Below are 24,621 nucleotides of genomic sequence, written 5' to 3'. Positions count from 1 at the left end.
CGGCGGCTGCCTCTTGAAACCCGGTCGCGACCGCCCCATTGGCTGTCCCCAAGGCCGGGCCGCGTGGCATCGGGTTCGCCGCCTCTTGCGGCGGGGGCTTGCATCGCTAGAATTGGCACTCATCTACGGTGAGTGCTAACAGCGGTCCCCCGGGCCGGCCTGTCAGTCCTCAAACCACATTCCACCACCTAGCTTGGGAGCCACCCATGAGCAAACTGCGTCCGCTGCACGATCGCGTCATCGTCAAGCGCCTGGAAGAGGAGCGCGTCTCCGCCGGCGGCATCGTCATCCCCGACAGCGCCACCGAGAAGCCCACCCGCGGCAAGGTGATCGCCGCCGGCACCGGCCGCATCCTGGAAGACGGCAACGTCCGTCCGATGAGCCTGAAGGAAGGCGACGTGGTGCTGTTCGGCAAGTACGCCGGCCAGGAAATCAAGATCGACGGCGAAGAGCTGGTCTTCCTGAAGGAAGACGACATCGTGGCGGTGATCGAGGGCTGAGCGCGTCGATCGCGCTCGCTCGTCGCCAGAAACTTGCTCCGGCAACGCTCTCGAAACGACAAACCCCCTTTCCTTAATTTCAAAAATTTTGAGGCAAAAATTTTATGGCCGCTAAAGAAGTCCGCTTCGGCGAAGACGCCCGCTCGCGCATCCTCAAGGGCGTGAACACGCTCGCCAATGCCGTCAAGGTCACCCTGGGCCCGAAGGGCCGCAACGTCGTGCTCCAGAAGAGCTTCGGCGCCCCCACCGTCACCAAGGACGGCGTGTCCGTGGCGAAGGAGATCGAGCTGGCCGACGCCTACGAGAACATGGGCGCGCAGATCGTCAAGGAGGCCGCCTCCAAGACCTCCGACAACGCCGGTGACGGCACCACCACCGCGACCGTGCTGGCCCAGGCGTTCATCCGCGAGGGCATGAAGGCCGTCGCCGCCGGCATCAACCCGATGGACCTGAAGCGCGGCATCGACAAGGCCGTGATCGCTGCCGTCGCCGAGCTGAAGAAGCTCAGCAAGCCCACCGCCGACGACAAGGCGATCGCCCAGGTCGGCACCATCTCCGCCAACTCCGATGCCGCCATCGGCGACATCATCGCCACCGCGATGAAGAAGGTCGGCAAGGAAGGCGTGATCACCGTCGAGGAAGGCTCGGGCCTGGAGAACGAGCTGGACGTGGTCGAGGGCATGCAGTTCGACCGCGGCTACCTGTCGCCGTACTTCATCAACAACCAGCAGAGCCAACAGGTCGAGCTGGAAGATCCCTTCATCCTGCTGCACGACAAGAAAGTCTCCAACGTGCGCGAGCTGCTGCCGATCCTCGAGGGCGTGGCCAAGGCGGGCAAGCCGCTGCTGATCGTGGCGGAGGAAGTGGAGGGCGAGGCGCTGGCCACGCTGGTGGTCAACACCATCCGCGGCATCGTCAAGGTCGCCGCCGTCAAGGCGCCGGGCTTCGGCGACCGCCGCAAGGCGATGCTGGAAGACATGGCCATCCTCACCAACGGCCAGGTCATTTCCGAGGAAGTCGGCCTGCAGCTGGAGAAGGCGACCATCGCCGACCTCGGCCGCGCCAAGAAGGTCGTGGTCACCAAGGAAAACACCACCATCATCGACGGCGCCGGCGAGGCCGAGAAGATCCAGGCCCGCATCAAGCAGATCAAGGCGCAGATCGAAGAGACCTCCTCCGACTACGACCGCGAGAAGCTGCAGGAGCGCGTGGCCAAGCTGGCCGGCGGCGTGGCCGTCATCAAGGTCGGCGCCGCCACCGAAGTGGAGATGAAGGAGAAGAAGGCCCGCGTCGAAGACGCCCTGCACGCCACCCGTGCGGCCGTCGAGGAAGGCGTGGTGCCGGGCGGCGGCGTGGCGCTGATCCGCGCGCTGAAGGCGATCGAGAGCCTGAAGGGCGACAACGAGGACCAGAACCTCGGCATCGCGATCACCCGTCGCGCGCTGGAAGCCCCGCTGCGCGAGATCGTGTTCAACGCCGGCGGCGAGTCCAGCGTGGTCGTCAACCAGGTCAAGGAAGGCAAGGGCAACTTCGGCTACAACGCCGCCACCGGCGAGTTCGGCGACATGATCGAGTTCGGCATCCTGGACCCGACCAAGGTCACCCGCTCGGCGCTGCAGTACGCCTCCTCCGTGGCCGGCCTCGCCATCACCACCGAGGCGATGGTGGCCGAGCTGCCGAAGAAGGAAGAGCACAACCACGGCGGCCCCGGCGCCGGCGGCATGGGCGGCATGGGCGGCATGGATTTCTGATGCCCTCATCCGCGCCATCGTCCCCGATGGCCTGAGTCGACCAAGCGGTCATCCACGGCCGCACTGCTCGACAAGAGCTGCGCAACACGAAAAACCCCGCCTCGGCGGGGTTTTTCTTTGGCCGCGCCGTAGCTGTGCCGCTGAAGCCACACGGCCCCGGGAGTTGCCTCCCGGGGCCGCATAGCTCACGGAACGACGCAGACTCAGTGGCCCGCGGCGGCGTCGACCTTCGCATCGGTCTTCACGCCGACGCTGGCGCCCACGGCACCCGCGCCGATCCTGGCGCCGGCACCCACGCCGGCCGAACCGCCGGCTGCGCCGGTGACCGGGCCGGCCGCGTCGCCCGCGCCGGATTCGGTCTTCTCGACGGCCATCTTGCCGGAGTGCCTCGCCCTGTGGGCAGCCGGGTGCGCGGCTGCGCCGGTCTTGTGCAAGGTGTTGCCGACCGCGCCGGTGGCCTGCGCGGCGGTCTGCGTGGCGCCGTTGATGAGCGAGCCGGCGTCGGCGCTGGTGGATGTCTTGGCGCTCGCGCCGGCGCTGGCGTCCTGCGCGAAGGCGGGGAGAGCGAGCAGGCCGGTCGAGGCGACGAGGGCAGCAAGCAGGGTCGTCTTGTTCATCAGGCACACCTCCGGGATGGGAACGCCGCGTACGCATGGCGTCGCGGCGGGAACAACGCTAGGAATCGGCCGCTGGCTGTCGCCTGAATTCGCCGTGCGCACCTTCAGAACCCGTTCAAGGCCGCGCTTGCCGAAGATGCCTGCGTGCGCGATGCGCGGATCAGGGGCGCGCGGACATCAGCGCGGCGGTCGGCGTGGGCGAGGGGGCGTGCGCCATGGAGGCCGGGGCCACCGGTCCCACGATCCTGGCGAGGATCGGCTGCAGCTTGCGCGTCATGCGCAGCTGCTCGACGCTGGCCATGGAGCGGTCGAGCCGGCGGGTGGCAGCATCCTCGTCCGGCTGCGGGGCGCCGGGGGCGCGGGTCAGCGCGGCGAGCGGCGGGCCGACCAGTTCGGTGAGCGCGAAGTAGGGATCGTCGTGGATGCCGGCGGCGGCGAGCAGCCTGCCGGGGAGCAGCCACGAAGCCGTGTCTTCATGCACAGGTCGGCCCGCGGCATGCGGGTCGACCAGCAGCCAGGTGCCGGCCTGCGCCAGCATGTTGCCGCCGTCGACGAAGCCGTCGATGCGGTAGCTGTCGGTGAGCGCGGGCAGGTGGTCGCCGTAGAACAGCAGCAGCGAAGGACGCTGGCGTTTGGCGAGCAGCGCGGCGAGGCGGCCGAGTTCCTCGTCGGCATGACGCATGTGGTAGAGGTAGTTCTGCAGCTCGCGCTTGTTCTTGCCCTCGATGCCGGCGGGCACCGCGATCGCGTCGCGCGCGGCGGTGTCCTTCGGGTCCACGTCGTAGGGGCCGTGCGCCTCGATGCTGATCGCGAAGACGAACTGCGGCGGCCCGCTGTCCTTGAGCTGGCGCATGATCTCGTCGGTCATCGCGCTGTCGGCCATGTACTTGCCGTCGTTCGGCGCGTCGGTCGGGAACGCGGACTGCGACACGAAGCGCTGGAAGCCCAGCGCCTTGAACGCGGTGTTGCGGTTCCAGAACGTGGGATCGTTGCCGTGCACCGCCACCGTCTCGTAGCCGTGTTCGTCCAGCACGTGCACCAGGCTGGGCACCAGCTTGTGGTTCATCTGCAGGTAGGGGAACTGCAGATTGTCGAAGTAGCGCAGCGAGAGCCCGGTGAGCATCTCGAACTCGGTGCGGATGGTGCCGCCGCCGAACGTGGGCACGTGCAGCGCGCCGCTGATGCCGTGCGCGGCAAGCCGGCGCAGGTTGGGCGTGAGGTCGACATGCGCGTAGCCCTTCATGATCGAGGGGTCGAAGAACGACTCGCTCTGCACCACCACGATGTCGGGCAGCACGGCGGCGTTCGGTGTATGCACGTGCCGGCGCAGCGCCGCCGCGGACTGGCCGATCAGCTGCTCGGCCACCGCGCGGTCGGGCTTCGGCTTCTGCTTGTTGTATTGCAGGTGGAACATCACCAGCTCGCTGAGCAGGCCGGCGTGCAGGCGGGTGGAGGCGGCTGACCAGGGCTCCAGCCACAGCACGCGGCCGTTGTAGACCGTCGTCCAGCCGCCCCAGCCGCCGAGCAGGCTGCCGAGGAGCAGGGCCAGCGCGCCGCCGGCCGCGAGCCGCTTGCCGCCGGTGCGGCGCGCGAACAGCGGCGGCTCCAGCCGCCACATCGCCACCAGGATCAGTACGCCAGCGGCCAGGGCCAGGTATGGCCACGGGCTGTGCGGCAGATAGCCGGCCAGCAGGTGCATGCCGCCCTTGCGCAGCTGGCCCACCATGCGGAAGTCCGCCGGCAGCAGCGGGATGCCGAGGTTCGCCACCTTCAGCGCGTTGACGCCGTAGATCAGCCCCTGCAACAGGTAGGCCAGCCCGAACGACAGCAGCAGGCGACGCGTCATCGCCAGCAGCAGGCCGGCGGACAGCAGGCCAGGCCAGGCGTTGGCGACGGGGAAGCGCGGCTGGTCCAGCAGGCGCAGGGGCAGCACGCCCTTGCCGCCGTCGAGCAGCCCGGTGAGCAGCACGAAGGCCAGCGCCATCGCCAGGACGAGGGCGGCGCGCGGAACCACGCGGCGCGGGGCGGAGACAACGGGTGGCGTCATGGCGTAACCGGGGGCTCGGTTGTCATGGGGTGGTCGGGGAGTGCGGCCTCGGACGGCCGCCCGCTTGATGCTCGCGGCCGGGGCGACTGCAAGGAAACAGTAATCAGGATGACATGAACCGATTGTTCGCTGCGGGAGGGCGGCACCCGGAGGCCGATCCGCCCTGCAACGCGCCGGTCGCCCGGCGGTGGACGCGTGCCGGTTCGTGTCCCCGCTGCGGCACAATGGCGCGATGCCTGCCCCCGCCCACGAATCGTCCGCGCTGCGCGCCCTGGTCGATGACCGCTATGCCCAGCTGGCTGCCCGCTGCCGCGCGGCCGGTGTGCCCCTGCACGACGACGCCGGCGTGGCCGAGCGCATCCGCCGCACGCTCGCGGCCAGCGATTTCGCGTTCGAGGCCTGGCGCGCGCAGCCGACACTGCTCTCGCCGGCGGGCCTGGAGCGGCTGCGTTCGAACGCCGACGCCGCCACGCGCATCGACGCATTGAAGCTGCCCGGGGACGAGACCCTCACGCTGGCCGCGCTGCGCCGCTTCCGCCACGCCGAGGCGTTGCGGCTGGTGTTCCGCGACATCAACGCCCTGGACGAATTGCCGGAAACGCTGTCCGCCACCAGCGTGCTGTACGAGGTGCTGCTGGAGGTGGCGCTGGGCTGGTCCGAGCGCGCGCTGGCCGCTCGCTACGGTGTGGCGCGCGATGCTGCGGGCGAGCAGCAGCGGCTGGTGGTGGTGGGTTTCGGCAAGCTGGGCGGCGCCGAGCTCAATTTCTCCTCCGACGTCGACCTGCTGCTCGCCTACCCGAACGGCGGCGAGAGCGACGGCGCGCGCGTGCTCGACAACGGCGAGTACTTCGTGCGCCTGGGCCGGCAGCTGGTGCGTCTGCTCAACGAGCCCACGGTGGATGGCATCTGCGCACGCGTGGACCTGCGCCTGCGGCCGTTCGGCAATGCCGGACGCCTCGCGCTGTCGTTCGCGGCGATGGAGCAGTACTACCAGCGCGAAGGCCGCGACTGGGAGCGCTACGCGTGGATCAAGGCGCGCCCGGTGGCGGGCGACCGCATCGCCGGCAAGCGCCTGCAGGAATTGCTGCGGCCCTTCATCTACCGCAAATACCTCGACTACACCGCGTTCGCCGGCCTGCGCGAGATGAAGGCGCTGATCGACGCCGAGGTGGCGCGCAAGGACCTCTCGGACAACCTCAAGCTCGGTTCCGGCGGCATTCGCGAGATCGAGTTCATCGTGCAGCTCACCCAGCTGATCCGCGGCGGCCGCGAGCCGTCGATGCGCGTGCGCGGCCTGCTGCCCGCGTTGGCCGCCTGCGAGGCGCGTGGCCACATTCCGGCCGCGCGCGCGAAGGCGCTGCGCGAGGCCTACGTATTCCTGCGCCGGCTGGAGAACCGCGTGCAGATGCTGCGCGACGCGCAGACCCATGACATTCCCGACGACGCACTGAGCCGCGAGCGCATCGCCACGGGGCTGGACTGGCCGGCGTGGGAGCCGCTGGCCGAGGTGCTGGCGAAACATCGCGAGATCGTCGCCAACGAGTTCGCCGCCGTCCTGATGCCGCAGGGCGGTCGCGGCGCCAGCGTGCCGGTGGCGGATGCCGCGCTGTGGCAGGCCGCCTGCGCCGGCACGCTGGAAGCCGGTGCGCTGGAAGCGAGCGGCTTCGTGCCGGGCGGCGAGGTGGCCGACGCGCTGGCCAAGCTGCCGCAGGGCGGCGCGGTGCGCGCGATGTCGGCGCGCTCGCGCGAGCGGCTGGACCACCTGATGCCGCAGCTGATCGCCGCCGCGCGCGGCAGCGCGGCGCCGGCACCCTGCCTGCTGCGGCTGTGCCGGCTGGCCCAGGCGGTGGCGCGGCGCTCGTCCTACCTCGCCTTGCTGGAGGAGCAGCCCGCCGCGCGCAAGCGGCTGGTCACGCTGTTCGCCGACAGCGCCCTGCTTGCCGAGCAGGTGATCGCGCAGCCGCTGCTGCTGGACGACGTGCTCGATCCGCGCATCGACCAGTTGCCGCTGAAGCGCGCCGACATCGCCGCCGAGATCGCCCGCGTGCTGGCCACGCTGGAGGAGCGCGAGGCGGAGGCGGAGCTGGAGCGCATCAACGAATTCCAGTCATCCACCGCGTTCCGGCTCGGCCTCGCCTTCAACGACGGTCGCGCCGACGCCGCGGCCACCGCGCGCCGCTTGGCGGCGCTGGCCGAGTCGGTGGTGGGCGCGGTCACCGCGCTGGCCGAGCGCGAACTGGTCGCGCAGCACGGCCGCGTGCCCGGTGAGGGTTCCGGTTTCGCGGTGCTGGGCTATGGCAGCCTCGGCGGCGAGGAACTGGGCTTCGCCTCCGACCTCGACCTGGTGTTCGTCTACGACGGCCGCCGCGCGCAGGCGATGAGCGACGGCGCGCGGCCGATCGAGGGCGCGCGCTGGTACCAGCGCCTCGCCCAGCGCGTGATGAACTGGCTCACCGTGCCCACCCGCGCGGGCCGCCTGTACGAGGTGGACACCCGTTTGCGGCCGGACGGGTCCAAGGGCCTGCTGGTGGGCAGCCTGGATGCCTTCATCGCCTACCAGCAGAGCCGGGCGTGGACCTGGGAGCACCAGGCGCTGCTGCGGGCCCGCCCGGTGGCCGGCGATGCCGCGCTGGGCGCGGCGCTGGCCGCGGTGCGCCGCGAGATCCTCGGCACGCCGCGCGAGCGCGCCGTGGTGATCGACGAAGTGAGCCAGATGCGCCGCCGCTGGCGCGCCGAACGCGACCGTTCCGACCAGCACCAGCTCGACCTCAAGCAGGGCCGCGGTGCCCTGCTCGACATCGAGTTCGCGCTGCAGGGCCTGGTGCTGGCGCATGCCGCGCAGCATCCCGCCCTGCTCGGCGTCACCGCCAACGCGGCCTTGCTCGCCGCCTGCCGCGACGCCGGCCTGCTCGACACGGCGCAGTCCGCCGCGCTGGCGCGCGCGCATGCCGCCCTGTTGCAGCGCGCGCTGGCTTGCACGCTGGACGCACGGCCGCGCGTCGTGCCGCGCGACGCGGCGCTGGAGGCGCTGTGCGGCGAGGTGGCCGTGGTCACACGGGCGCTGGGCTTCGCGTTCGACTGACCGCGCCGCGCAGGACCGTGCGCCTCGCGGTGAAGTGGGGATGCCACAGCCGCAGACGTGGTGCCATGCAGTGCAGCGACGAGGGGCTCGTCCCGCCGGGATCAGCGCCCGGCCATGCGCCGTTTCAGTTCGGCCGCGATCGCGGCGGTTTCGCGCAGCGGCGACTGGTGCGCGGGGGCGTCCTCGTCCAGTCCATGCAGCAGGCCGCGTTCGCGCAGCGCGCGATGGAAGCGCGCGAGCTTGTCCGGCAAGGGCGCGGCGACGTGGGTATGCACGGCGCAACCCACCGCGCAGGCCTCGCTGAGCATGTTCACCGAGTCGGGCGTGACCACCAGCCGGTCGGCCCAGCCCAGTACGCCGGGATAGGGGTTGCGGCCGTCGTCGGGGCCGGACCAGACGAGCCCGGGTACGCCGGCCAGCGCCTCGCGGAAGATCGCCAGCGCCGCGGGCGGCGTGCGCCGCGAAGCGAGCGCAAGCAGGCTGCCGCCCTCGCGCCGATGCCGTGCGAGCAGGCGTGCGGCGAGCTCGCGCGCGTAACCGGCATCCAGCGCCAGCTGCTTGCGCGGACCGCCCAGCAGCACGCCCACGCGCGGCGGCGGCAGCTCCTCGAAGGCAGGGCAGGCATCGCGGCCATCGGCCAGCCAGTCCTCGTCCACCGGGTTCAGCGAGCCCAGTGGAACGAGCACGTTGGGGCCGGCGAGCTGGTCGTGGCGCGGTGCGATCACCGTGTCCCAGTGCGCCGGGTCAATGCGCGGGTCGAGGATCTGCACGCAATAGCAGTGCCCGCGCGACAGCCGGCGCAACATGCGGGTGAACAGCGCGGCGGCGCGGCCGCAGCCGATCGCCAGCCGCGGCCACGGCGGCACGAACAGGGCGCGCCGATCCGCCGGCAGCGCCAGGCGGCCGCCCACCGCGAGGCGCGGCGCCAGCCACGACCACGGCGCGCGCGGTTCCAGCAGCAGGTGGCGCACCGGCAGTCCCATGCGCTCGGCCAGCGCGAGCGCTTGGCGCTGGTTGCCCGCGGAGGCGTCGGTGATGGCCCAGCACTCTTCCCTCATGCGGCGCCTGCACAGGGGAGCCGATGGATTGTTTCCCGTGCGTGCACGCTGCGTTGCTCCCGGTCGCGTTTTTGGTCTGGCGGCGTGTCGATACACTGACCAACGGCACGGTTGCCGCCTCACCGGCAGAGCCGAGAATACCCGCGAACAGCCGGCTTTCGGAGGCGCCGCCGCCGGCGAGCCGGTTCGACCGGTCCATGCCGTTGCGCCTGTCGCACGGCCGATCATCCATCCACTGTGGAGTACCCCATGCGCGTGTTTCGTCCTCTCCTGATCGCCGGCCTGCTCCTTGGCGCCGCTGCGGCCGTCCAGGCCAGCCCCGTCACCTACAAGCTGGACCCGGGCCACACCATGGTGCTGTTCAGCTGGAACCACTTCGGCTACTCCAATCCCACCGCCGACCTCGGCCTGGGCGACGGCACGCTGGTATTCGACCAGCAGGACCCGGCGAAGTCCTCGGTGCAGGTGACGCTGCCGCTCTCCAGGCTCGACACCCACGTGCCGGCGCTTGACCAGCACCTCAAGGAAGCGGATTTCTTCGACGCCGCCAAGTACCCGCTGGTGACGTTCAAGAGCACCAGCGTCGAGCCGCTGGGCAACAACCACTTCAAGGTGGTCGGCAACCTCACCGTGCATGGCGTGACCAGGCCGGTGACGCTGGATGCCACGCTGAACCGCGTCGGCCCGCACCCGATGACCAAGGCGCAGGCGATTGGCTTCGACGCCACCGCCACCCTGAAGCGCTCGGATTTCGGCGTGGGCGCCTACGTGCCGATGGTGAGCGACGAGATCAAGGTGCGCATCACCACCGAAGGCGCGGTACCCAAAGCGAAGTAAGCCATGGCAGGTGCCAACGCAAAGCCTGCGCAGGCGCGGGTTTTGCGTTGCGCTCCGGACCCGCCCGGCGATGCGAGCGGGGCAGTTCGACACGCCGGCCGGCCGGGCGCGGCGGCACTGCCGGGGCGCGGCGGCCTGCTACCATTGGCGGCCTCGCATCCCGTCCGGAGCCCTTCCCATGCCAGCTTCTGCCGCGGCCGTCGCGCCGATCCCGGCGAATGCCGAAAATCGTTACGAAGTGACGCGCGCCGACCTGCCGCTGTCCTGCCCGATGCCGGGCATGTCGCTATGGAACTCGCATCCGAAGATCTACCTGCCGATCGTCGACGACGGCGGCGAGTCGGTTTGTCCTTATTGTGGAGCACGTTACGTTTTGCGTGACTGATCCGGGCCGCCGTTCAGGGTAACCACGGCATTGTTCTTGCTTGGATTTCAGGATGAAACTCGTGCACCAGGATGCAGGCCCGCAGGCGGGAACCATGTCCGGCAGTGTCGACACCACACCGCGACTGACCGTCGTCCAGCTGATCCCCGCGCTGCAGTCCGGCGGCGCGGAGCATTCCACGCTGGAGATCGGTCGTGCGCTGGTGCGGGCCGGGCACCGCTCGGTGGTGATCTCGGCCGGCGGCCGGCTGGTGGAGCAACTGGAGGCCGAGGGCAGCGAGCACATCGCGCTGGAGATCGGCCGCAAGTCGCCGGGTACCCTGTTGCGGTTCGGTGCCCTGCGCCGGCACCTGCGCGAACTCCGGCCCGACATCGTGCATGCCCGCTCGCGGCTGCCGGCGTGGCTGGGCTGGTGGGCGCTGAAGGGGCTGCATCCGCGCCCGCATTTCGTCACCACGGTGCACGGGCTCAACTCGCCCGGCCGCTACAGCGCGATCCTGTTGCGCGGCGAGCGGGTGATCGTGGTTTCGCAGACCCTGCGCGACTACGTGCTGGGCCATTACCGCTGGCTGGAGCCCGGCCGCGTGCGGGTGATTCCGCGCGGTATCGATCCCGAAGCCTTTCCCTACGGCCACCGCCCCGACGAGGGGTGGAAGCGGGCGTTCTTCGCCGAATATCCCGCGCTGGCCGGTGCGCCGCTGCTGACCCTGCCTGGCCGCGGCACCCGGCTCAAGGGACACCATGACGCGATCGAGCTGCTGGCGGACCTGAAGCGTCGCGGCATCGATGCACGCCTGCTGCTGCTCGGCGTGGTCGAGGCCGGCCGCGAGGCGTATGCGGAAGAACTGCGCGCGCTGATCCGCGCACGCGATGTCGAGGCGCAGGTGGCGCTGGCGCCGCCGCGCAACGACGTACGCGACGTCTATGCGATCTCCAGCCTGATCCTGCAGCTGTCGAACAAGCCCGAGTCCTTCGGCCGCACCGTGGTCGAGGCGCTGTCGCTGTGCCGGCCGGTGCTGGGCTACGCGCACGGCGGCGTGGGCGAGCTGCTGGCCGAGCTGTATCCCGCCGGCCGCGTGCCGCCGGGCGACCGCGAACGGCTGGTGGAACGCGCCGCCGAACTGCTGCGCGTGGCGCCGCCGATCCCGATGCTGCAGGCCTACCGGCTGGAGGACATGCAGCAGGCCACGCTGGCGTTGTACGGGGACGTCGTCGCCAGCTGAGCCCCTACAATGCGGGATCGTCGTCGCCACGGCTTCCGCATGAACTCCGCGATCGATTCGCTCAAGGCGGCCCTGCGCTCGCCGCTGCTGCCGTTCTGGCTGGTGGTTGCGCTGCTGCCGTTCGGGCGCAGCAGCGAGTTCGGCACCTTCCTGTGCCTGCTTGGCGTGATCCTGCTGTTCGTGCGCGAGCCGCGGGCATTGCATGGGCATCCCGGCGCACGCTTGTTGCTATGGTTGCTGGCGGCGTATATCGGTGCGGCCTTGCTGTCGGCCTTCGACTCGATCGCGCCGGGCAAGAGCTGGGGTACGGTGGCCGCTTTGCTGCGCTACCTGCCGCTGGGCTTGTATGCCTGCTTCGCCATCCGTCGCGGCGACCGGCTAGAAGCGATGTACGTGGCGGTGGCGGGCGTGCTGGCCTGGTGGGTGCTGGATGCGTGGACGCAGGCGCTCACCGGCTGGAGCCTGGGCGGGCATGCCGAGGCCGAGCGCATCTCCGGCATCTTCGGCGCGCACAACCTCAAGCTGGGGCCCACGCTGGCAGTGCTGTCGCCGTTTGCATTGTGGGCGTCGCGGCGGCGCTGGGGTCTGCCGGGACTGGTGGCGGCCTTCCTGTTGCTGCTGGGGCCGGTGCTGCTGGCCGGTTCGCGCGCGGCGTGGCTGTGCTACGGGCTGGTGGCCCTGGCCTTCGCGTGGCGCGAGGCGCGTTCGTGGCACCGTTTCGCGCTGTACTGCGCGCTGACGGCCGTGGCATTGGCGCTGGCCGGCAGCATCGCATGGCGTACGTCCAGCCGTTTCGAGGCGCGCATGGAGCGCACGCTGGACGCGCTGCACGGCACCCATCGCGGGCTGGACGAGGCACTGACCGGGCGCCTCGATATCTGGCGCGACAGCCTGAAGATGATCGCAGCGCATCCGTGGAACGGCGTGGGCGTGCGCGCCTTCCGCTATGCCTACCCGCAGTTCGCACCCGCGAACGACCACTTTGTGGTGGCCGAGTCCTGTGGCGAGGGAGAGGGTGCCTGCCACGCGCACCAGATCGTGCTGGAGATTTTCACCGAGACCGGCGGCATCGGCCTCGCCCTGTGGCTGGCCGCGCTGGTGCTGGCGGTGCGTGCATGGCGGCGCGTGGGCGCGGCGGCGCGCGAACGTGCGTTTCCGGCCACGCTGGCGCTGGGCGTGATGCTGTTCCCGCTGAACACCCATCTGGCGTTCTATTCGGCGTGGTGGGGACTGCTGTTCGCCTGGCTGCTGGGGCTGTGGTGCAGCAGTCTGTTCGTGCCGGCATCCTTGCCGGCAGAGCAAAGCCCGGCATCCCTGCTGGATTCCTCAAGGAAGTCCTTCCTCCGGGAGGCGTCCGATGACGCGTGAAATGCTGTCGGTGGTGGTGATCACCCTCAACAACGCGGCCACGCTGGACGCCTGCCTGTCCGGCGTGGACTGGGCCGACGAGATCGTGGTGCTGGACTCCGGCTCCACCGACGACACGCTGGCGATCGCCCGCCGCCACGGTGCGCGCGTGGCCAGCCATCCGTTCGACGAGTTCGGACCGCAGAAGCAGCGCGCGATCGACATGGCCAGCCACGACTGGATCCTCAACCTCGACGCCGACGAGGTGCTGTCGCCGGCCAGCCGCGCGGTGATCGAGCGTGCGCTGACGCAGCCGCAGCATGCCGGTTTCCGCCTGCCGCGGCGCGAGCGCATGTTCTGGACCGTGCAGCACCCGTGGAGCTGGCGCAATGCGCACCTGCGCCTGTATGACCGCCGCCGCGGCCGCATGAACGACGTGGAAGTCCATGCGGCGATGGAGGTGGACGGCCCGGTGAAGACGCTGTGGCGCGCCGACTTCATCAACGACAGCGACCCCGACATCGCCAGCCGCATCGAGCGCATCAACCGCTACAGCAGCGCGCTGGTGGCGCACAAACTGCGCCGCCGGCAGCGCTTCACCGACCTGCGCATGGTGCTCTACCCGCCGCTGTTCTTCCTGCGCCAGTACCTCTTCAAACGCTACTTCCTCAACGGCTGGGCCGGCTTCATCGCCAGCGTGGTCGGCGCCAACTACGTGTTCCTGAAGTACGCCAAGCTGCACGAGGCGCGGCGCCGGATACATTGAAGGGCGCGGCCATGGACGGCCGCCCGTTTGATTCTCGCGATCAGGATGACCGCAAGAGCGACGCGTGCAGGCATGGACGGCCGCGCGTTTGATTCCCGCGATCAGGGACGATCGCAAGCCCGTGACGGCAGGCTCAGCTTTACGGACCGCCCAGCTGGCGCACGAATTCGGAGGCGATCACGAGGGTGCTGAAGTGCCGCAGCACGAAGTCGCGCGCGGAGGAAGCCATGGGGTGGCGCTTCGTATCGCTGCACAGCGCAAGGATGCCGTCGCGCCAGGCCGCGGTGTCGCCGGGTGGCAGCAGCAGGCCGGTGACGCCGGGCTGCAGGGTCTCCGGGATGCCGAAAGCATCGCTGCACAGCACCGGCACATTGCAGGCCTGTGCCTCCACCGGGGTGCGGCCGAAGGTTTCCGTCGCGATCGAGGGGAAGGCCAGTATCGACAGCGCGTTGTAGTACGGGGCCGCGTCGGCGACCCAGCCGAGCTGGTGGTGGCGCGCGGCGAACGGCGAGGCCGCGATGCTGTCGCGCAGCCGCTGCGTGTCGATGCCGTCGCCCAGCCACAGGCAGTGCAGGCGCGGCTCCTGCGCCATTGCCGCGTTGGCGGCGTCGAGCAGGGTATAGATGCCCTTGCCCGCGTGGAGGCGGCCGAAGCAGCCCAGCACGATCGCGCTTTCGTCCAGCCCCAGCTGCTGCAGCAGCGCGGCGCGCAGTGCCGGATCGGGCCGGCATTGCTCCGTGTCCACCGGGTTGTACAGCACCTGCACGCGTTCGGCGGGCATGCCGTGCCCGATGTAATCGCGGCGCGCGTATTCGGACACCGCGAAGAAGCGCTGCGCGCAGCGCGCCACCAGCCGTGCCGAGAGATTGTTCATCGGCTTGAGGCGGTGGCGGAACAGCGCCACCGGGATGCCCAGCAGGCGGCCGATCAGGATCAGCGGCCAGTATTCCTTGCCGAAGTTGCCGACCAGCCAGTCCGGTTTCAGACGGCGTGCGGCGGCGATGGTCGCGCGGTAGCCGCGCAGGTCGAAGATGTTGCGGAAGCGACCTGCGTGCAGGCGCACGGTCGAGCCAGCCAGCGCCTGTGCCATCGGCGCGTCCGGGTGCACCACCGCCTCGACGGTATGGCCGGCCTTGGCCAGCGCCCGGGTCAGGGTGACGAAATGGGCCTCGGCACCGCCGCTCTCGCGGCTGGTTCCGGCGAACAGGAATTTCATCCGCGCCTGTCCTCATAGCCGGTAAACGCGCGCCATGCGAACTGCGGCAGGAGGTGGCTGCGCGCCACCGCCACGCGCGGCAGCCGCCACAGGTCGCCGCCCGGTTGCGCGCGACCGCGCTGGATCGTGGTGGCGGCTGTGTAGCCGGCTTCGCGCGTGGCGGCGACCACGCGGTCGTCGTGGTCGCCGTAGGGGTAGCAGAACTGCGTCACCGGCGCGCCGATCAGGTCTTCCAGGTCGCGCTTGCTGCCGGCGATCTCGTCGCGCAGCTGCGCATCGCCGCATCCGCCGAGGCGCGGGTGCGTGCGCGTATGCGCGCCCACCTCCATGCCACCGGCGTGCCAGGCGCGCAGCTGCGCGGCGTCCATCATCGGCTTGCGCACGCCAAGCTTGGCGTCGTCCCAGTCGTTGTAGCGGCCCAGTGCGCCGCTCACCGCGTAGCAGGTGGCGCTGAAACCTTGGCGCTGCAGCACCGGCAGCGCGTTGTCGAGGTTGTCGGCGTAGCCGTCGTCCAGCGTGATCACCGCGACGCGGCCCTGCCGTTCGCCGCGCAGGTACGGTATCGCCGCACTCATCGACAGGCCGGCATAGCCGAGCCGCTTCAGCAGCGCCATCTGTCGCGCGAACGAGCGCGGATGCACGTACAGGCTGCGCCAGCGTTTCAGCTCGCGCGGCACGGGCGCGATGTTGTGGTACATCAGGATGGGGATGGGCATGGCGCGCATGGTGCGAACGTTGCCTTTGCGCCAGCTTTCTTCAGCGTTGCACTGGGACGCCGGCGTGGGCGCCGTTGAACAAGCGTTCAGCGTGTCAGTACACCGCCGGCAGGCCGGGCGGGCGGGTCTTGAAGCGTTTGTGCACCCACAGGTACTGCTCGGGCGCCTCGCGCACCATCTGCTCGATGCAGGCGTTGATGCGCGCGGTGTCGTCCAGCGCGCTGGCGCCGGGGAAACCGTCCAGCGGTGCGCCGAGGCGCAGCGCGTAACCCCGGCCGCCGGGCAGCCGGCGGTGGAAGAACGGGATCACCGCGGCGCCGGACATGCGTGCCAGGTGGTGCGTGGCGGTGATGGTGGCGGCAGGCACGCCGAAGAACGGCACGAACACGTTGTCCTTGCTGCGCATGTCCTGGTCGGGCGCGTACCACAGCGTGCCGCCTGCACGCAGGTACTTCACTGTGCCGCGGATGTCGTCCTTGTCGAACATCGCATCGGCGTAGCCCAGGCGCGCGCGCAGCACCACCCATTCGAACACTGCCGAGTCCATCCTGCGGTACATGCCGGCGATGCTGATGCGCTGCGACACCAGCCGCGCGCACAGTTCGAGATGCGAGAAGTGGCCGCCCACCAGCAGCACGCCGCGGCCCTGCGCGCGGGCAGCTTCGAGGTGCTCCAGTCCCTCGATGCGTACCGGCACGCGCGTGATCGCGCGCTTCGAACCGAGCCAGCCCAGCGCGAATTCCGTCAGCATCAGGCCGATGTCGCGCAGGTGGGCGTCCACGAGCCTGGCCTGCGCCTTGGCGTCGAGCCCCGGGAAGCACAGCGCGATGTTGGTGGTCGCCACCGAGCGTCGCGCGGACGGCACGCGCTGCACCAGCGCGCCCAGCGCGCGACCCAGCCGCATCAGCATCGGATAGGGCAGCAAGGCCAGCAGCCGGATCGCGCCCGCGCCCAGCCACGCCGGCCAGTGGCGCGGCGCGAGCAGCGAGCGGTGGAAGTCGGGGCGCGGGGTGCCGGGCATCCGCCGCATTGTAATGGACGGGCCGGAGCAGCACGGCCGCTCCCGTATACTGCAGCGCTGTTTCCGGAGCCCGCCGTTGCGTTATCTCTACACCCTGGTGATGTATCTGGTAACGCCGTTGATCGTGCTGCGGCTGGCGCTGCGCGGTTTCCGCTCGCGGCCGTATTACTGGCGCTGGGCGGAACGCTTCGGCTTCTTCAGGGTGCCGCCTGGTCTGCGCGGCAGCCTGTGGGTGCATGCGGTGTCGGTGGGCGAGGTGAACGCGGCGGAGCCGCTGATCAAGGCGCTCAAGCGCGACTATCCCGGCGCGCCGGTGGTGGTGACCACGGTGACGCCGACCGGCACCGCGCGCGTGCAGCAGCTGTTCGGCGACGGCGTGTTCCACGTCTACCTGCCCTACGACCTGCCGTATGCGGTGAACCGCTTCCTCGCCGGCGTGCGGCCGCGGCTGGCGCTGATCGTGGAAACCGAGATCTGGCCGAACCTCTACTTCGCCTGCCGCCGCCGCGGCATCCCGCTGATGATCGTCAACGCGCGGTTGTCCGAGCGCTCGCTGCGCGGTTACCGGCCACGGCCGCTGCGCGGGATGGTGCGTGCCGCACTGGGTTGCGTGAGCCTGGTCGCCGCGCAGTCGCGCAACGACGCGGCACGCTACCGCCTGATCGGCGCGCCGGCCGACCGCGTGGTGGTCTGCGGCAACCTGAAGTACGACATGCCGGTGCCGCAGGAGGCGCTGGCGGCTGGCGCGCGCCTGCGCGAGCACTGGGGCGCGCGCCGGCCGGTGTGGATCGCGGCCAGCACCCACGAGGGTGAGGAGCAGGCCGTGCTGGAGGCGCATCTCGCGGTCCTCCAGCGCCTGCCCGACGCGCTGCTGCTGATCGCGCCGCGCCACCCCGAGCGCTTCCGTCCGGTGGAGCACGCGGTGCGCAGCCTGGGTTTCGCTGCCGGAAGCTACGGCGCCGACGGCATGCCCGCGCTCGCGAACCAGGTTTTCGTGATCGACGCGATGGGCCAGCTGATGCCGTTCTATGCGGGCGCGGGGCTGGCCTTCGTGGGCGGCAGTCTGGTGCCGATCGGCGGCCACAACGTGCTGGAACCGGCCGCGCTGGGCACGCCGGTGCTGGTGGGGCCGCACACCTTCAACTTCGAGGAGATCACCACCAGCCTGATCGAACAGGGCGGCGCACTGCGCGTGCCGGACAGCGCGGCGCTGGGTGAGGCGGTGCTGCACCTGCTGTGCGACGACGCCCGGCGCCATGCGATGGGCCGGGCCGCGCAGCGGGTGTTCGAGCGCGAGCGCGGCGCGGTGGGGCGGCTGATGCGGCTGATCGACGCGCAGCTGCAGGAGTGAGGGAACACCGGAACGGCGACGGCCGGGCAGGTGGCCCGGCCGTCGCCGTTGCTGCCTGGCGGCTTACTGCAGCAGCGCGTTGATGCCCTGCATGTCGCTGAGGCTGGCAGTGCCGGCGCTCTGCTTCAGCAGCAGGCGGTTCAGCACCAGCTGGTGCCGCGACTGCGAGTAGGTGCTTTCCGCCTGGGTGAGGGTCTGGATCGCCAGCAGCACGTTGACCATGGTCTGCGTGCCCACCTCGAAGCCGGCGCGGGTGGCGTCCAGCGCCTTCTGCGCCGACTCCACCGCGGCCTTGCCCGACTGTACCTGGCTGATGCCGGCCAGTACCGAGCGGTAGTAATTGAGCGTGTCGTGCCTCACCTGGCGACGCTCGATCTCCATCGCATCCTGCGCAGCGTCGCGGTTGTAGATGGACTGCCGCACGCGCGACTGGGTGAGCCCGCCCGAGAAGATCGGCACGTTGAGAGTGAGGCCGATCGTGGTCGAGGACGGCGTGTTGGAGTGGATCGCCGCGTTCTCGTACCAGCTCGCGTCCTTGCCGTAGCTGACGTTGGCGGTGATCGTGGGCAGGTGGCCCGCGCGCGCCGCGGTGACGTTGTGCTCGGCGGCCGCCACGTTCTGCTTCTGCGCCAGCAGGCTGGGGTTGTTGACCAGCGCCTGCTTCACCCAGGCATCCGGATCGGCCGGGTCGGGCACATTCATCGGCAGGTCGTCGCGCAGCTTCTTCAGGTTGCCGGTGGGCTTGCCGGTGATCTGGCTCAGCGCCTCGCGGTCGTTGTCCAGCGTGTTCTGCGCGGCGATGGTCTGCGCCTTGGCGCCTTCGTAGTAGGACTTGGCCTGGTACACGTCGGTAATCGCGGACAGGCCCACCTTGTAGCGCTGGTTGGACTGCTCGTACTGCTGCTTGTACGCGTCTTCGTTCGCCTTGGCGAAGGTGAGCTGGTCCTCGTCGGTGAGCACCGTGAAGTAGGCGCTGGCGACGCGCACGAACAGGTTCTGCAATGCGGCCTGGTACAGCTCGTCCTGCGCGTTCGCCGAGGCGTGCGCGGCCTTGAGGTTGGCGTACTTGCTGAAGTCGAACACGGTCTGGCTGAGATTGACACCGAGGCTGCGCGTGCGGCTGTGGCCGAACGTGCTGGTGCTGAGGAACTGGCCGGGGTTGTTCGGGTCCTGGATGCGGCCGCCGCTGCCGCCGTTGGTCTGGCTCAGCGACAGCGTGCCGTTGACCTGCGGCAGCAGCAGGGCGCGCGCCTGGTCAACGCCTTCGCCGACGGAGAGGCGGTTGGCGTCTGACTGGGCCAGCACCGGATCGTTGGCACGCGCCTCGCGGTAGGCATCCAGCAGGTCCTCGCCGTGGCTGGGCAGCGAGACGACAGCCAGGGTGAGTGCCAGGGTGAGCAGCTTCAAACGCATGGGTTGCCTCGTGGGGAAGTCGGTGACGGACGGTGGGGCATTCAGAACACGAAACGCGCCGCCGGCGCGGCGTGGACGAGATAGGGCAGGTCGGTCTCGAACAGGTTTTCCTCGCGCTGGCGGCCCTCGCCCTCGTGGGTGACCAGCACGGCCTGCTGCGCGGGCGACTCGCCGCGGATCACCAGGAGGCGGCCGCCCGGCTTGAGCCAGCCCAGCCAGCGCGCCGGCGTCTCGGCCACGGCACCGGTGGCGACGACCGCGTCGAACAGGCCATCCGGCTGCCAGCTGCGCACGGCTTCGCCGGTGTGGAGCTGTGCGTTGGTCACGCCGGCGGCAGCAAGGCGCTGCCCCGCGGTCGCGGTGAAGTCGGCATGGATGTCGACGCTGACGACCTCGGCCGAGAGGCCGGCGAGGCAGGCCGTGAGGAAGCCCGAGCCGGTGCCGATTTCCAGCACGCGGTCGGTGGATTGGAGGTTCAGCGCCTGCAGCACGCGGCCTTCCAGCACCGGCTTCATCATCACCTCGCCATGGCCCAGCGGCAGGCACAGGTCGGCGAAGGCGAGCTGGCGATGCTCGGCGACGACGAAATCCTCGCGCCGCACGCGGCCGAGCATGTCCAGCACGCGGCCATCCAGCACTTCCCAGGGACGCACCTGGTTCTCCACCATGTTCGTCCGCGCCTGCTCGAAGTTCATCGCCATGTCTGCCAGGGTTCCGTGAGTGTCGAAAAAAGACCTGAAAGGATAAGGGCTTGGCCTCGCCTCGACAATGACTAGACTGCGGCCCGCGCGCCATGTCACTAAGTGCCGGAAGTCACCGCGATGCGTTGACGTAAGTCATGCCCGGGGCGATGTCCGTGGACACTTTCGCCGTCACTCGACTGGAAATAATTGAACCAATGCGTATAATAAAGTCCGTGTACCGTTTTGGGAAGGCTTCGACATGAGCAGCATCTCGCCGGTCAGGTCGCAGGGACCGGGGCGACCGAAGGACCTGGAGAAACGCGCGGCGATCCTCGCCGCGGCCAAGGCGCTGTTCATCCGCAACGCCTTCGCCGGCACCAGCATGGACGCGATCGCTGCCGAGGCCGGGGTCTCCAAGCTCACCGTCTACAGCCACTTCGGTGACAAGGACAACCTGTTCCGCGAGGTGATCCGCGCGCGCATCGAGGACCTGCTGCCGGAGAACACCTACGACCACGATCCGCAGACCCCGATTGAGCAGACCCTGCTGCGCGTGGCGCTGATCCACGCGCGGCTCGACTGCGACGCCGAGACCGTGGGCACCTTCCGCGCCATCCTCGGCGACTGCCGCCAGGGCAATCCGCGTTTCGGTCGACTGCTGTGGGAGGAAGGCACCCTGCGCACGCACGGCCTGATGGAACGCCTGCTGCAACAGGCGGTCGACGCCGGCCAGCTCGCCATCGACGACGTACCGCGTGCCTGCGTGCAGTTCTTTGCCCTGATCAAGGGCGACCTGTTCATGCGCCGCATGTTCGGCTGCGTGGACTGCGGCGAGAGCTACGCCGCCGAGATCGAGGCCACCGCCCGCGCCGGCGTGGCCACCTTCCTGCGCGCCTGGGCGCCGCGCTGAAGGCACTCGCCAGAAACCCCGCTTCGTGCTGCAATACCGGCTCCTGAAGCGGGGGTGCCGGCGCAACGGTCGGCTGAGAGAGTCCCTTCGAACCTGATCCGGTTAGCACCGGTGTAGGGAGCTTCGCCGCACGGGCCACGCCCGCCGTGCATCCGGCGCCGCCGCTTCGGCTACCTCATGCGATTCCATTCGCGAGAGTCGGCACACCTGCGTGTGCGGACCATTCAAGAAGCCAAGCCGGAGCCAATCTGATGAATGCCTTGCCGTCCGATCTCGCGCGTGCCGCGCAGGAACTTTCCGAGGCCGTGACCCGGCCGATCCCCGGTTCGCGCAAGGTCCACGTGACGGGCAGCCATCCCGGCCTGCGCGTGCCGCTGCGCGAGATCGCGCAGGCCGACACGCCGGCGATGTTCGGGGTGGAGAAGAACCCTCCGATCACCGTCTACGACACCTCCGGTCCGTACACCGATCCGGATTACCGGGTGGATCTGGCCGCCGGCCTGCCTGCGCTGCGCGCGGCGTGGATCGCCGCACGCGGCGACACCGAGGCACTGGACGGGCGCAGTTCCGAATTCGGTCGCCGCCATGCCAGCGCGCCGGAGCTGGCCGCGATCCGCTTTCCGCGGCTGCCTACGCCGCGCCGCGCGAAGGCCGGCGCCAACGTCACCCAGATGCATTACGCGCGCCGCGGCATCGTGACGCCGGAGATGGAATACATCGCCATCCGCGAGAACCAGAAGATCGAGGCGCTGGGCGACAGTGCGCTGCGCGTGCAGCATCCGGGGCAGTGCTTCGGCGCCGCGATCCCGCGCGTGATCACGCCGGAGTTCGTGCGCGACGAGGTGGCGCGCGGCCGCGCCATCATCCCCGCCAACATCAACCATCCGGAAAGCGAGCCGATGATCATCGGCCGCAACTTCCTCACCAAGATCAACGCGAACATCGGCAACTCCGCCGTCACCTCGTCGATCGCGGAGGAGGTGGAGAAGATGGTGTGGTCGATCCGCTGGGGCGGCGACACGGTGATGGATCTCTCCACCGGCAAGCACATCCACGAGACGCGCGAATGGATCCTGCGCAACTCGCCGGTGCCGATCGGCACGGTGCCGATCTACCAGGCGCTGGAGAAGGTGGGCGGCGCGGCCGAGGAGCTCACCTGGGAGCTGTTCCGCGACACGCTGGTCGAGCAGGCCGAGCAGGGCGTGGACTACTTCACCATCCACGCCGGCGTGCTGCTGCGCTTCGTGCCGCTCACCGCGAAGCGCGTCACCGGCATCGTCTCGCGCGGCGGCTCGATCATGGCGAAATGGTGCCTGGCGCACCACAAGGAGAATTTCCTCTACACGCACTTCGAGGACATCTGCGAGATCATGAAGGCCTACGACGTGTCCTTCAGCCTCGGCGACGGCCTGCGCCCCGGTTGCGTGGCCGACGCCAACGACGCCGCGCAGTTCGGCGAGCTGGACACGCTGGGCGAGCTCACCCAGATCGCGTGGAAGCACGACGTGCAGACCATGATCGAAGGCCCCGGCCACGTGCCGATGCAGCTGATCAAGGAGAACATGGACCGCCAGCTGGAGAAGTGCGGAGAGGCGCCGTTCTACACGCTGGGGCCGCTCACCACCGACATCGCGCCCGGCTACGACCACATCACCAGCGCGATCGGCGCGGCGATGATCGGCTGGTTCGGCACCGCCATGCTCTGCTACGTCACGCCCAAGGAGCACCTCGGCCTGCCGAACAAGCAGGACGTGCGCGACGGCATCATCGCCTACAAGATCGCCGCGCACGCGGCGGATCTCGCCAAGGGCCACCCGGGCGCGCAAGTGCGCGACAACGCGCTCAGCAAGGCGCGCTTCGAGTTCCGCTGGGACGACCAGTTCAACCTCGGCCTCGATCCGGAGAAGGCCAAGGAATTCCACGACGAGACGCTGCCCAAGGAGGCGCACAAGAGCGCGCACTTCTGCTCGATGTGCGGCCCCAAGTTCTGCTCGATGAAGATCACCCAGGACGTGCGCGACTACGCCGCCGAGCACGGCACTGGCGAATCCGAAGCGCTGGCCGATGGCATGGCCGAGAAGGCCGCCGAGTTCCGCGCGCAGGGCGCCGAGGTGTACCGCAAGGCCTGATGCGGGCCGGCTAAGCGTGCCGGGACCCGCACCGGCACGCTCAGCCGAACGCTGCCACGCCCCTTGCGGGGCTGGCGGACTGCATGAAGTACTCGTGCAGGTATTTCTCGCCCTCGTCGCAGAACATCGTCACCACGGTCTCGAGCTCGGGGAAGTGCTCGCGCACGCGCTTGGCGGCGAGCAGGTGCGCTCCCGAGCTGGGCCCGCAGAAGATGCCGTAGCTGCGCGCGAGGCGCTTCATCTCGTCCACCGCGTCCGCGCTGGAGACGCTGAGCAGGTCGTTCACCAGGTCCCTGTGGCGCTGGAAGATGCCGGGCACGAAGCCGTCGGAAATGCCCTCGATGGCGTGCGTGGCCACCTCGCCGCACAGGATGGTGCATGACTCCGACGGCTCCATCGCGAACAGCCGCACCCCGGGATTCGCCGCGCGGAACGCCTGTCCCACGCCGATCAGCGTGCCGCCGGTGCCCACGCCCAGCACCAGCGCATCGGGCACCCGGCCGGGCGGCAGCTGCGCGAGGATCTCGGGGCCGAGGATCTCGCGGTTCTCCTCCACGTTCCATTCCGACTCGAACTGGCCGGGGTTGAAGAAGCCCGGCTGCCGGCCCAGCTCGCGGGCGCGCTCGAGCGCGGCATCCACATGGAAGCTGCCGCAGAACAGCACCTCGGCGCCGAACGCCCGCGAGATCGCCACGCGCTCGCCCGACAGGCCCTCGGGCATCACCACCAGCATGCGGTAGCCCTTGACGGCGGCCACCATCGACAGCGCGTTGCCGGTGTTGCCGCTGGTGGCCTCCACGATGGTGTCGCCGCGGCCGAGCAGACCCTCGTGCTCGGCACGCTCGATCATGTACTTGGCGATGCGCGCCTTGATCGAGCCGGAAGGATTGAGGAACTCCAGCTTGGCGAACACGCCCTCGATCTCCATCAGCGGGGTGTCGCCCACCGCATCGAGGATGCTGCCGGAGACGCCGGTGTAGCGCGTGGCCATGTCAGCCCTCCGGGTGCGCGTGCTGCCGCATGGTGTCCAGCGCCAGGTTGGCGTGGGCATAGGCGGCGCCCGCGCGCATCTCCGCCGCCACCCAGATCGCCTCCATGATCTGCGCTTCGCTGGCGCCCTTGCGCAGCGCCTCGGCGGTGTGGCCCTTGATGCAGTACGGGCATTGCGTGACGTGGGCCACCGCCACCGCTATCAGTTGCTTGGTGGCTTCGGGCAGGGCGCCGTCGGCGAACACCGCGGCGCTGAAGGCCTTGAAGACGTCGAGCGGCTTGGGCGCCAGTTCGCGGCGCTTCTTCGCCAGTTCGGCGCTGGCCGGCGGATACATCGGTTGGTCCATGAGTGGCTCCGTGGGATTCAATGGCGCACCGGCGAGGTGCCCTGCACCCAGCTCGGCGGATCGCTGGCGGGGAAGCTTTCGTCCAGCTCCTCGTCGATGCGTTGCTCGCGTTCCTCGCGTTCCTTGCGGGTGACTCCGTTGCGGGCGGCGCGGTCGGCAGCGGGACGCTCCGGCGCGGTCGGTGTGCGGGTTTGGCGGGATGCGATCATGGCGAACCTCCTGATGCCTCGCGG

22 protein-coding genes and 1 riboswitch are annotated in these 24,621 nt (G+C 69.8%); of the genes, 11 read left to right on the top strand and 11 right to left on the bottom strand.

Going from position 1 to position 24,621, the window contains the following annotated elements; all coding sequences use genetic code 11:
• The first annotated feature begins 206 nt into the window (after positions 1-206).
• Both groES and groL read left to right on the top strand, forming a co-directional pair.
• On the top strand, positions 207-500 hold the full coding sequence (groES, locus tag ACQGNW_RS02105) for a co-chaperone GroES (protein WP_049623107.1): 294 nt from the start codon (positions 207-209) through the stop codon (positions 498-500).
• A 104-nt stretch (positions 501-604) separates the two neighbouring features.
• A complete protein-coding gene (groL, locus tag ACQGNW_RS02100) occupies positions 605-2,251 on the top strand; it encodes a chaperonin GroEL (RefSeq protein WP_426661410.1) in 1,647 nt (548 codons plus the stop codon).
• Between the two features lie 203 nt (positions 2,252-2,454).
• On the opposite strand, the gene ACQGNW_RS02095 is transcribed toward groL, so the two are convergent.
• Together ACQGNW_RS02095 and ACQGNW_RS02090 are read right to left on the bottom strand one after the other, a co-directional pair.
• Positions 2,455-2,868 carry a hypothetical protein gene (locus tag ACQGNW_RS02095; RefSeq protein ID WP_426661409.1) on the bottom strand — a complete coding sequence of 138 codons (414 nt, stop codon included), beginning with the start codon at positions 2,866-2,868 and terminating at the stop codon, positions 2,455-2,457.
• A gap of 160 nt (positions 2,869-3,028) precedes the next feature.
• Positions 3,029-4,915: an LTA synthase family protein gene (locus tag ACQGNW_RS02090; protein ID WP_426661408.1), complete on the bottom strand. Its 1,887-nt coding sequence runs from the start codon at positions 4,913-4,915 to the stop codon at positions 3,029-3,031.
• Between the two features lie 232 nt (positions 4,916-5,147).
• Here ACQGNW_RS02090 and glnE point away from each other — a divergent pair, with 232 nt between their 5' ends.
• A complete protein-coding gene (glnE, locus tag ACQGNW_RS02085) occupies positions 5,148-7,997 on the top strand; it encodes a bifunctional [glutamate--ammonia ligase]-adenylyl-L-tyrosine phosphorylase/[glutamate--ammonia-ligase] adenylyltransferase (protein ID WP_426661407.1) in 2,850 nt (949 codons plus the stop codon).
• A gap of 101 nt (positions 7,998-8,098) precedes the next feature.
• On the opposite strand, the gene ACQGNW_RS02080 is transcribed toward glnE, so the two are convergent.
• On the bottom strand, positions 8,099-9,055 hold the full coding sequence (locus ACQGNW_RS02080; RefSeq protein ID WP_426661406.1) for a mitochondrial fission ELM1 family protein: 957 nt from the start codon (positions 9,053-9,055) through the stop codon (positions 8,099-8,101).
• A gap of 249 nt (positions 9,056-9,304) precedes the next feature.
• Between ACQGNW_RS02080 and ACQGNW_RS02075 the strand changes: the two genes are divergently transcribed.
• From ACQGNW_RS02075 to ACQGNW_RS02055, 5 genes are all read left to right on the top strand, one after another.
• Positions 9,305-9,892: a YceI family protein gene (locus tag ACQGNW_RS02075; protein WP_426661405.1), complete on the top strand. Its 588-nt coding sequence runs from the start codon at positions 9,305-9,307 to the stop codon at positions 9,890-9,892.
• Positions 9,893-10,070: 178 nt separating this feature from the next.
• Positions 10,071-10,277: a zinc-finger domain-containing protein gene (locus ACQGNW_RS02070; RefSeq protein WP_426661404.1), complete on the top strand. Its 207-nt coding sequence runs from the start codon at positions 10,071-10,073 to the stop codon at positions 10,275-10,277.
• A gap of 94 nt (positions 10,278-10,371) precedes the next feature.
• Complete coding sequence (locus tag ACQGNW_RS02065) at positions 10,372-11,499, top strand: glycosyltransferase (RefSeq protein ID WP_426661603.1); 1,128 nt, start codon at positions 10,372-10,374, stop codon at positions 11,497-11,499.
• 39 nt (positions 11,500-11,538) lie between these two features.
• A complete protein-coding gene (locus tag ACQGNW_RS02060; protein WP_426661403.1) occupies positions 11,539-12,867 on the top strand; it encodes an O-antigen ligase family protein in 1,329 nt (442 codons plus the stop codon).
• Positions 12,857-13,612 carry a glycosyltransferase family 2 protein gene (locus ACQGNW_RS02055; RefSeq protein ID WP_426661402.1) on the top strand — a complete coding sequence of 252 codons (756 nt, stop codon included), beginning with the start codon at positions 12,857-12,859 and terminating at the stop codon, positions 13,610-13,612. The genes ACQGNW_RS02060 and ACQGNW_RS02055 overlap by 11 nt, the downstream gene beginning before the upstream one ends.
• Positions 13,613-13,751: 139 nt before the next feature.
• On the opposite strand, the gene ACQGNW_RS02050 is transcribed toward ACQGNW_RS02055, so the two are convergent.
• The 3 genes from ACQGNW_RS02050 to lpxL form a co-directional block, all read right to left on the bottom strand.
• Positions 13,752-14,828 (bottom strand): glycosyltransferase family 4 protein, encoded by a 1,077-nt coding sequence (locus tag ACQGNW_RS02050; RefSeq protein ID WP_426661401.1) that lies wholly within the window; start codon positions 14,826-14,828, stop codon positions 13,752-13,754.
• Complete coding sequence (locus tag ACQGNW_RS02045; protein WP_426661400.1) at positions 14,825-15,544, bottom strand: polysaccharide deacetylase family protein; 720 nt, start codon at positions 15,542-15,544, stop codon at positions 14,825-14,827. The genes ACQGNW_RS02050 and ACQGNW_RS02045 overlap by 4 nt, the downstream gene beginning before the upstream one ends.
• A 94-nt stretch (positions 15,545-15,638) precedes the next feature.
• Positions 15,639-16,574, bottom strand: coding sequence for an LpxL/LpxP family Kdo(2)-lipid IV(A) lauroyl/palmitoleoyl acyltransferase (lpxL, locus tag ACQGNW_RS02040; RefSeq protein WP_426661399.1), 936 nt, complete (start codon positions 16,572-16,574; stop codon positions 15,639-15,641).
• 67 nt (positions 16,575-16,641) lie between these two features.
• Here lpxL and waaA point away from each other — a divergent pair, with 67 nt between their 5' ends.
• The gene (gene waaA / locus ACQGNW_RS02035; RefSeq protein ID WP_426661398.1) at positions 16,642-17,916 is read left to right on the top strand and encodes a lipid IV(A) 3-deoxy-D-manno-octulosonic acid transferase; all 1,275 of its coding nucleotides are present in this window, start codon (positions 16,642-16,644) and stop codon (positions 17,914-17,916) included.
• A 63-nt stretch (positions 17,917-17,979) separates the two neighbouring features.
• On the opposite strand, the gene ACQGNW_RS02030 is transcribed toward waaA, so the two are convergent.
• The gene (locus tag ACQGNW_RS02030) at positions 17,980-19,329 is read right to left on the bottom strand and encodes a TolC family outer membrane protein (RefSeq protein ID WP_426661397.1); all 1,350 of its coding nucleotides are present in this window, start codon (positions 19,327-19,329) and stop codon (positions 17,980-17,982) included.
• A 41-nt stretch (positions 19,330-19,370) separates the two neighbouring features.
• Positions 19,371-20,030: a protein-L-isoaspartate O-methyltransferase family protein gene (locus ACQGNW_RS02025; protein WP_426661396.1), complete on the bottom strand. Its 660-nt coding sequence runs from the start codon at positions 20,028-20,030 to the stop codon at positions 19,371-19,373.
• A 241-nt stretch (positions 20,031-20,271) separates the two neighbouring features.
• Here ACQGNW_RS02025 and ACQGNW_RS02020 point away from each other — a divergent pair, with 241 nt between their 5' ends.
• Complete coding sequence (locus tag ACQGNW_RS02020; RefSeq protein ID WP_426661395.1) at positions 20,272-20,922, top strand: TetR/AcrR family transcriptional regulator; 651 nt, start codon at positions 20,272-20,274, stop codon at positions 20,920-20,922.
• Positions 20,923-20,962: 40 nt separating this feature from the next.
• Positions 20,963-21,059, top strand: a riboswitch (TPP riboswitch).
• A gap of 114 nt (positions 21,060-21,173) precedes the next feature.
• Positions 21,174-23,051: a phosphomethylpyrimidine synthase ThiC gene (gene thiC, locus ACQGNW_RS02015; protein WP_426661394.1), complete on the top strand. Its 1,878-nt coding sequence runs from the start codon at positions 21,174-21,176 to the stop codon at positions 23,049-23,051.
• A gap of 40 nt (positions 23,052-23,091) precedes the next feature.
• On the opposite strand, the gene ACQGNW_RS02010 is transcribed toward thiC, so the two are convergent.
• The 3 genes from ACQGNW_RS02010 to ACQGNW_RS02000 are packed head-to-tail and all read right to left on the bottom strand — an operon-like array spanning position 23,092 to position 24,597.
• Positions 23,092-24,042 carry a PLP-dependent cysteine synthase family protein gene (locus ACQGNW_RS02010; RefSeq protein ID WP_426661393.1) on the bottom strand — a complete coding sequence of 317 codons (951 nt, stop codon included), beginning with the start codon at positions 24,040-24,042 and terminating at the stop codon, positions 23,092-23,094.
• A 1-nt stretch (position 24,043) separates the two neighbouring features.
• Positions 24,044-24,388 carry a carboxymuconolactone decarboxylase family protein gene (locus tag ACQGNW_RS02005; RefSeq protein WP_426661392.1) on the bottom strand — a complete coding sequence of 115 codons (345 nt, stop codon included), beginning with the start codon at positions 24,386-24,388 and terminating at the stop codon, positions 24,044-24,046.
• A gap of 17 nt (positions 24,389-24,405) precedes the next feature.
• Positions 24,406-24,597: a hypothetical protein gene (locus ACQGNW_RS02000; protein WP_426661391.1), complete on the bottom strand. Its 192-nt coding sequence runs from the start codon at positions 24,595-24,597 to the stop codon at positions 24,406-24,408.
• Positions 24,598-24,621: the final 24 nt, after the last annotated feature.

Source organism: Rhodanobacter aciditrophus (assembly GCF_050026795.1).
Taxonomy (GTDB): Bacteria; Pseudomonadota; Gammaproteobacteria; order Xanthomonadales; family Rhodanobacteraceae; genus Rhodanobacter_A.
This window is presented reverse-complemented; position numbering and strand designations above follow the sequence as displayed.

Excerpts from the sequence above, each read along its gene's own strand:
- ACQGNW_RS02030 (WP_426661397.1), bottom strand. The coding sequence starts at position 19,329 with ATGCGTTTGAAGCTGCTCACCCTGGCACTCACCCTGGCTGTCGTCTCG.
- ACQGNW_RS02010 (WP_426661393.1), bottom strand. The coding sequence starts at position 24,042 with ATGGCCACGCGCTACACCGGCGTCTCCGGCAGCATCCTCGATGCGGTG.
- groL (WP_426661410.1), top strand. The coding sequence starts at position 605 with ATGGCCGCTAAAGAAGTCCGCTTCGGCGAAGACGCCCGCTCGCGCATC.
- ACQGNW_RS02075 (WP_426661405.1), top strand. The coding sequence starts at position 9,305 with ATGCGCGTGTTTCGTCCTCTCCTGATCGCCGGCCTGCTCCTTGGCGCC.
- ACQGNW_RS02050 (WP_426661401.1), bottom strand. The coding sequence starts at position 14,828 with ATGAAATTCCTGTTCGCCGGAACCAGCCGCGAGAGCGGCGGTGCCGAG.
- lpxL (WP_426661399.1), bottom strand. The coding sequence starts at position 16,574 with ATGCGGCGGATGCCCGGCACCCCGCGCCCCGACTTCCACCGCTCGCTG.
- ACQGNW_RS02045 (WP_426661400.1), bottom strand. The coding sequence starts at position 15,544 with ATGCCCATCCCCATCCTGATGTACCACAACATCGCGCCCGTGCCGCGC.
- ACQGNW_RS02060 (WP_426661403.1), top strand. The coding sequence starts at position 11,539 with ATGAACTCCGCGATCGATTCGCTCAAGGCGGCCCTGCGCTCGCCGCTG.
- ACQGNW_RS02090 (WP_426661408.1), bottom strand. The coding sequence starts at position 4,915 with ATGACGCCACCCGTTGTCTCCGCCCCGCGCCGCGTGGTTCCGCGCGCC.
- ACQGNW_RS02020 (WP_426661395.1), top strand. The coding sequence starts at position 20,272 with ATGAGCAGCATCTCGCCGGTCAGGTCGCAGGGACCGGGGCGACCGAAG.
- ACQGNW_RS02000 (WP_426661391.1), bottom strand. The coding sequence starts at position 24,597 with ATGATCGCATCCCGCCAAACCCGCACACCGACCGCGCCGGAGCGTCCC.
- ACQGNW_RS02055 (WP_426661402.1), top strand. The coding sequence starts at position 12,857 with ATGACGCGTGAAATGCTGTCGGTGGTGGTGATCACCCTCAACAACGCG.
- groES (WP_049623107.1), top strand. The coding sequence starts at position 207 with ATGAGCAAACTGCGTCCGCTGCACGATCGCGTCATCGTCAAGCGCCTG.
- ACQGNW_RS02095 (WP_426661409.1), bottom strand. The coding sequence starts at position 2,868 with ATGAACAAGACGACCCTGCTTGCTGCCCTCGTCGCCTCGACCGGCCTG.
- ACQGNW_RS02005 (WP_426661392.1), bottom strand. The coding sequence starts at position 24,388 with ATGGACCAACCGATGTATCCGCCGGCCAGCGCCGAACTGGCGAAGAAG.
- glnE (WP_426661407.1), top strand. The coding sequence starts at position 5,148 with ATGCCTGCCCCCGCCCACGAATCGTCCGCGCTGCGCGCCCTGGTCGAT.
- ACQGNW_RS02065 (WP_426661603.1), top strand. The coding sequence starts at position 10,372 with ATGTCCGGCAGTGTCGACACCACACCGCGACTGACCGTCGTCCAGCTG.
- ACQGNW_RS02025 (WP_426661396.1), bottom strand. The coding sequence starts at position 20,030 with ATGGCGATGAACTTCGAGCAGGCGCGGACGAACATGGTGGAGAACCAG.
- ACQGNW_RS02080 (WP_426661406.1), bottom strand. The coding sequence starts at position 9,055 with ATGAGGGAAGAGTGCTGGGCCATCACCGACGCCTCCGCGGGCAACCAG.
- thiC (WP_426661394.1), top strand. The coding sequence starts at position 21,174 with ATGAATGCCTTGCCGTCCGATCTCGCGCGTGCCGCGCAGGAACTTTCC.
- ACQGNW_RS02070 (WP_426661404.1), top strand. The coding sequence starts at position 10,071 with ATGCCAGCTTCTGCCGCGGCCGTCGCGCCGATCCCGGCGAATGCCGAA.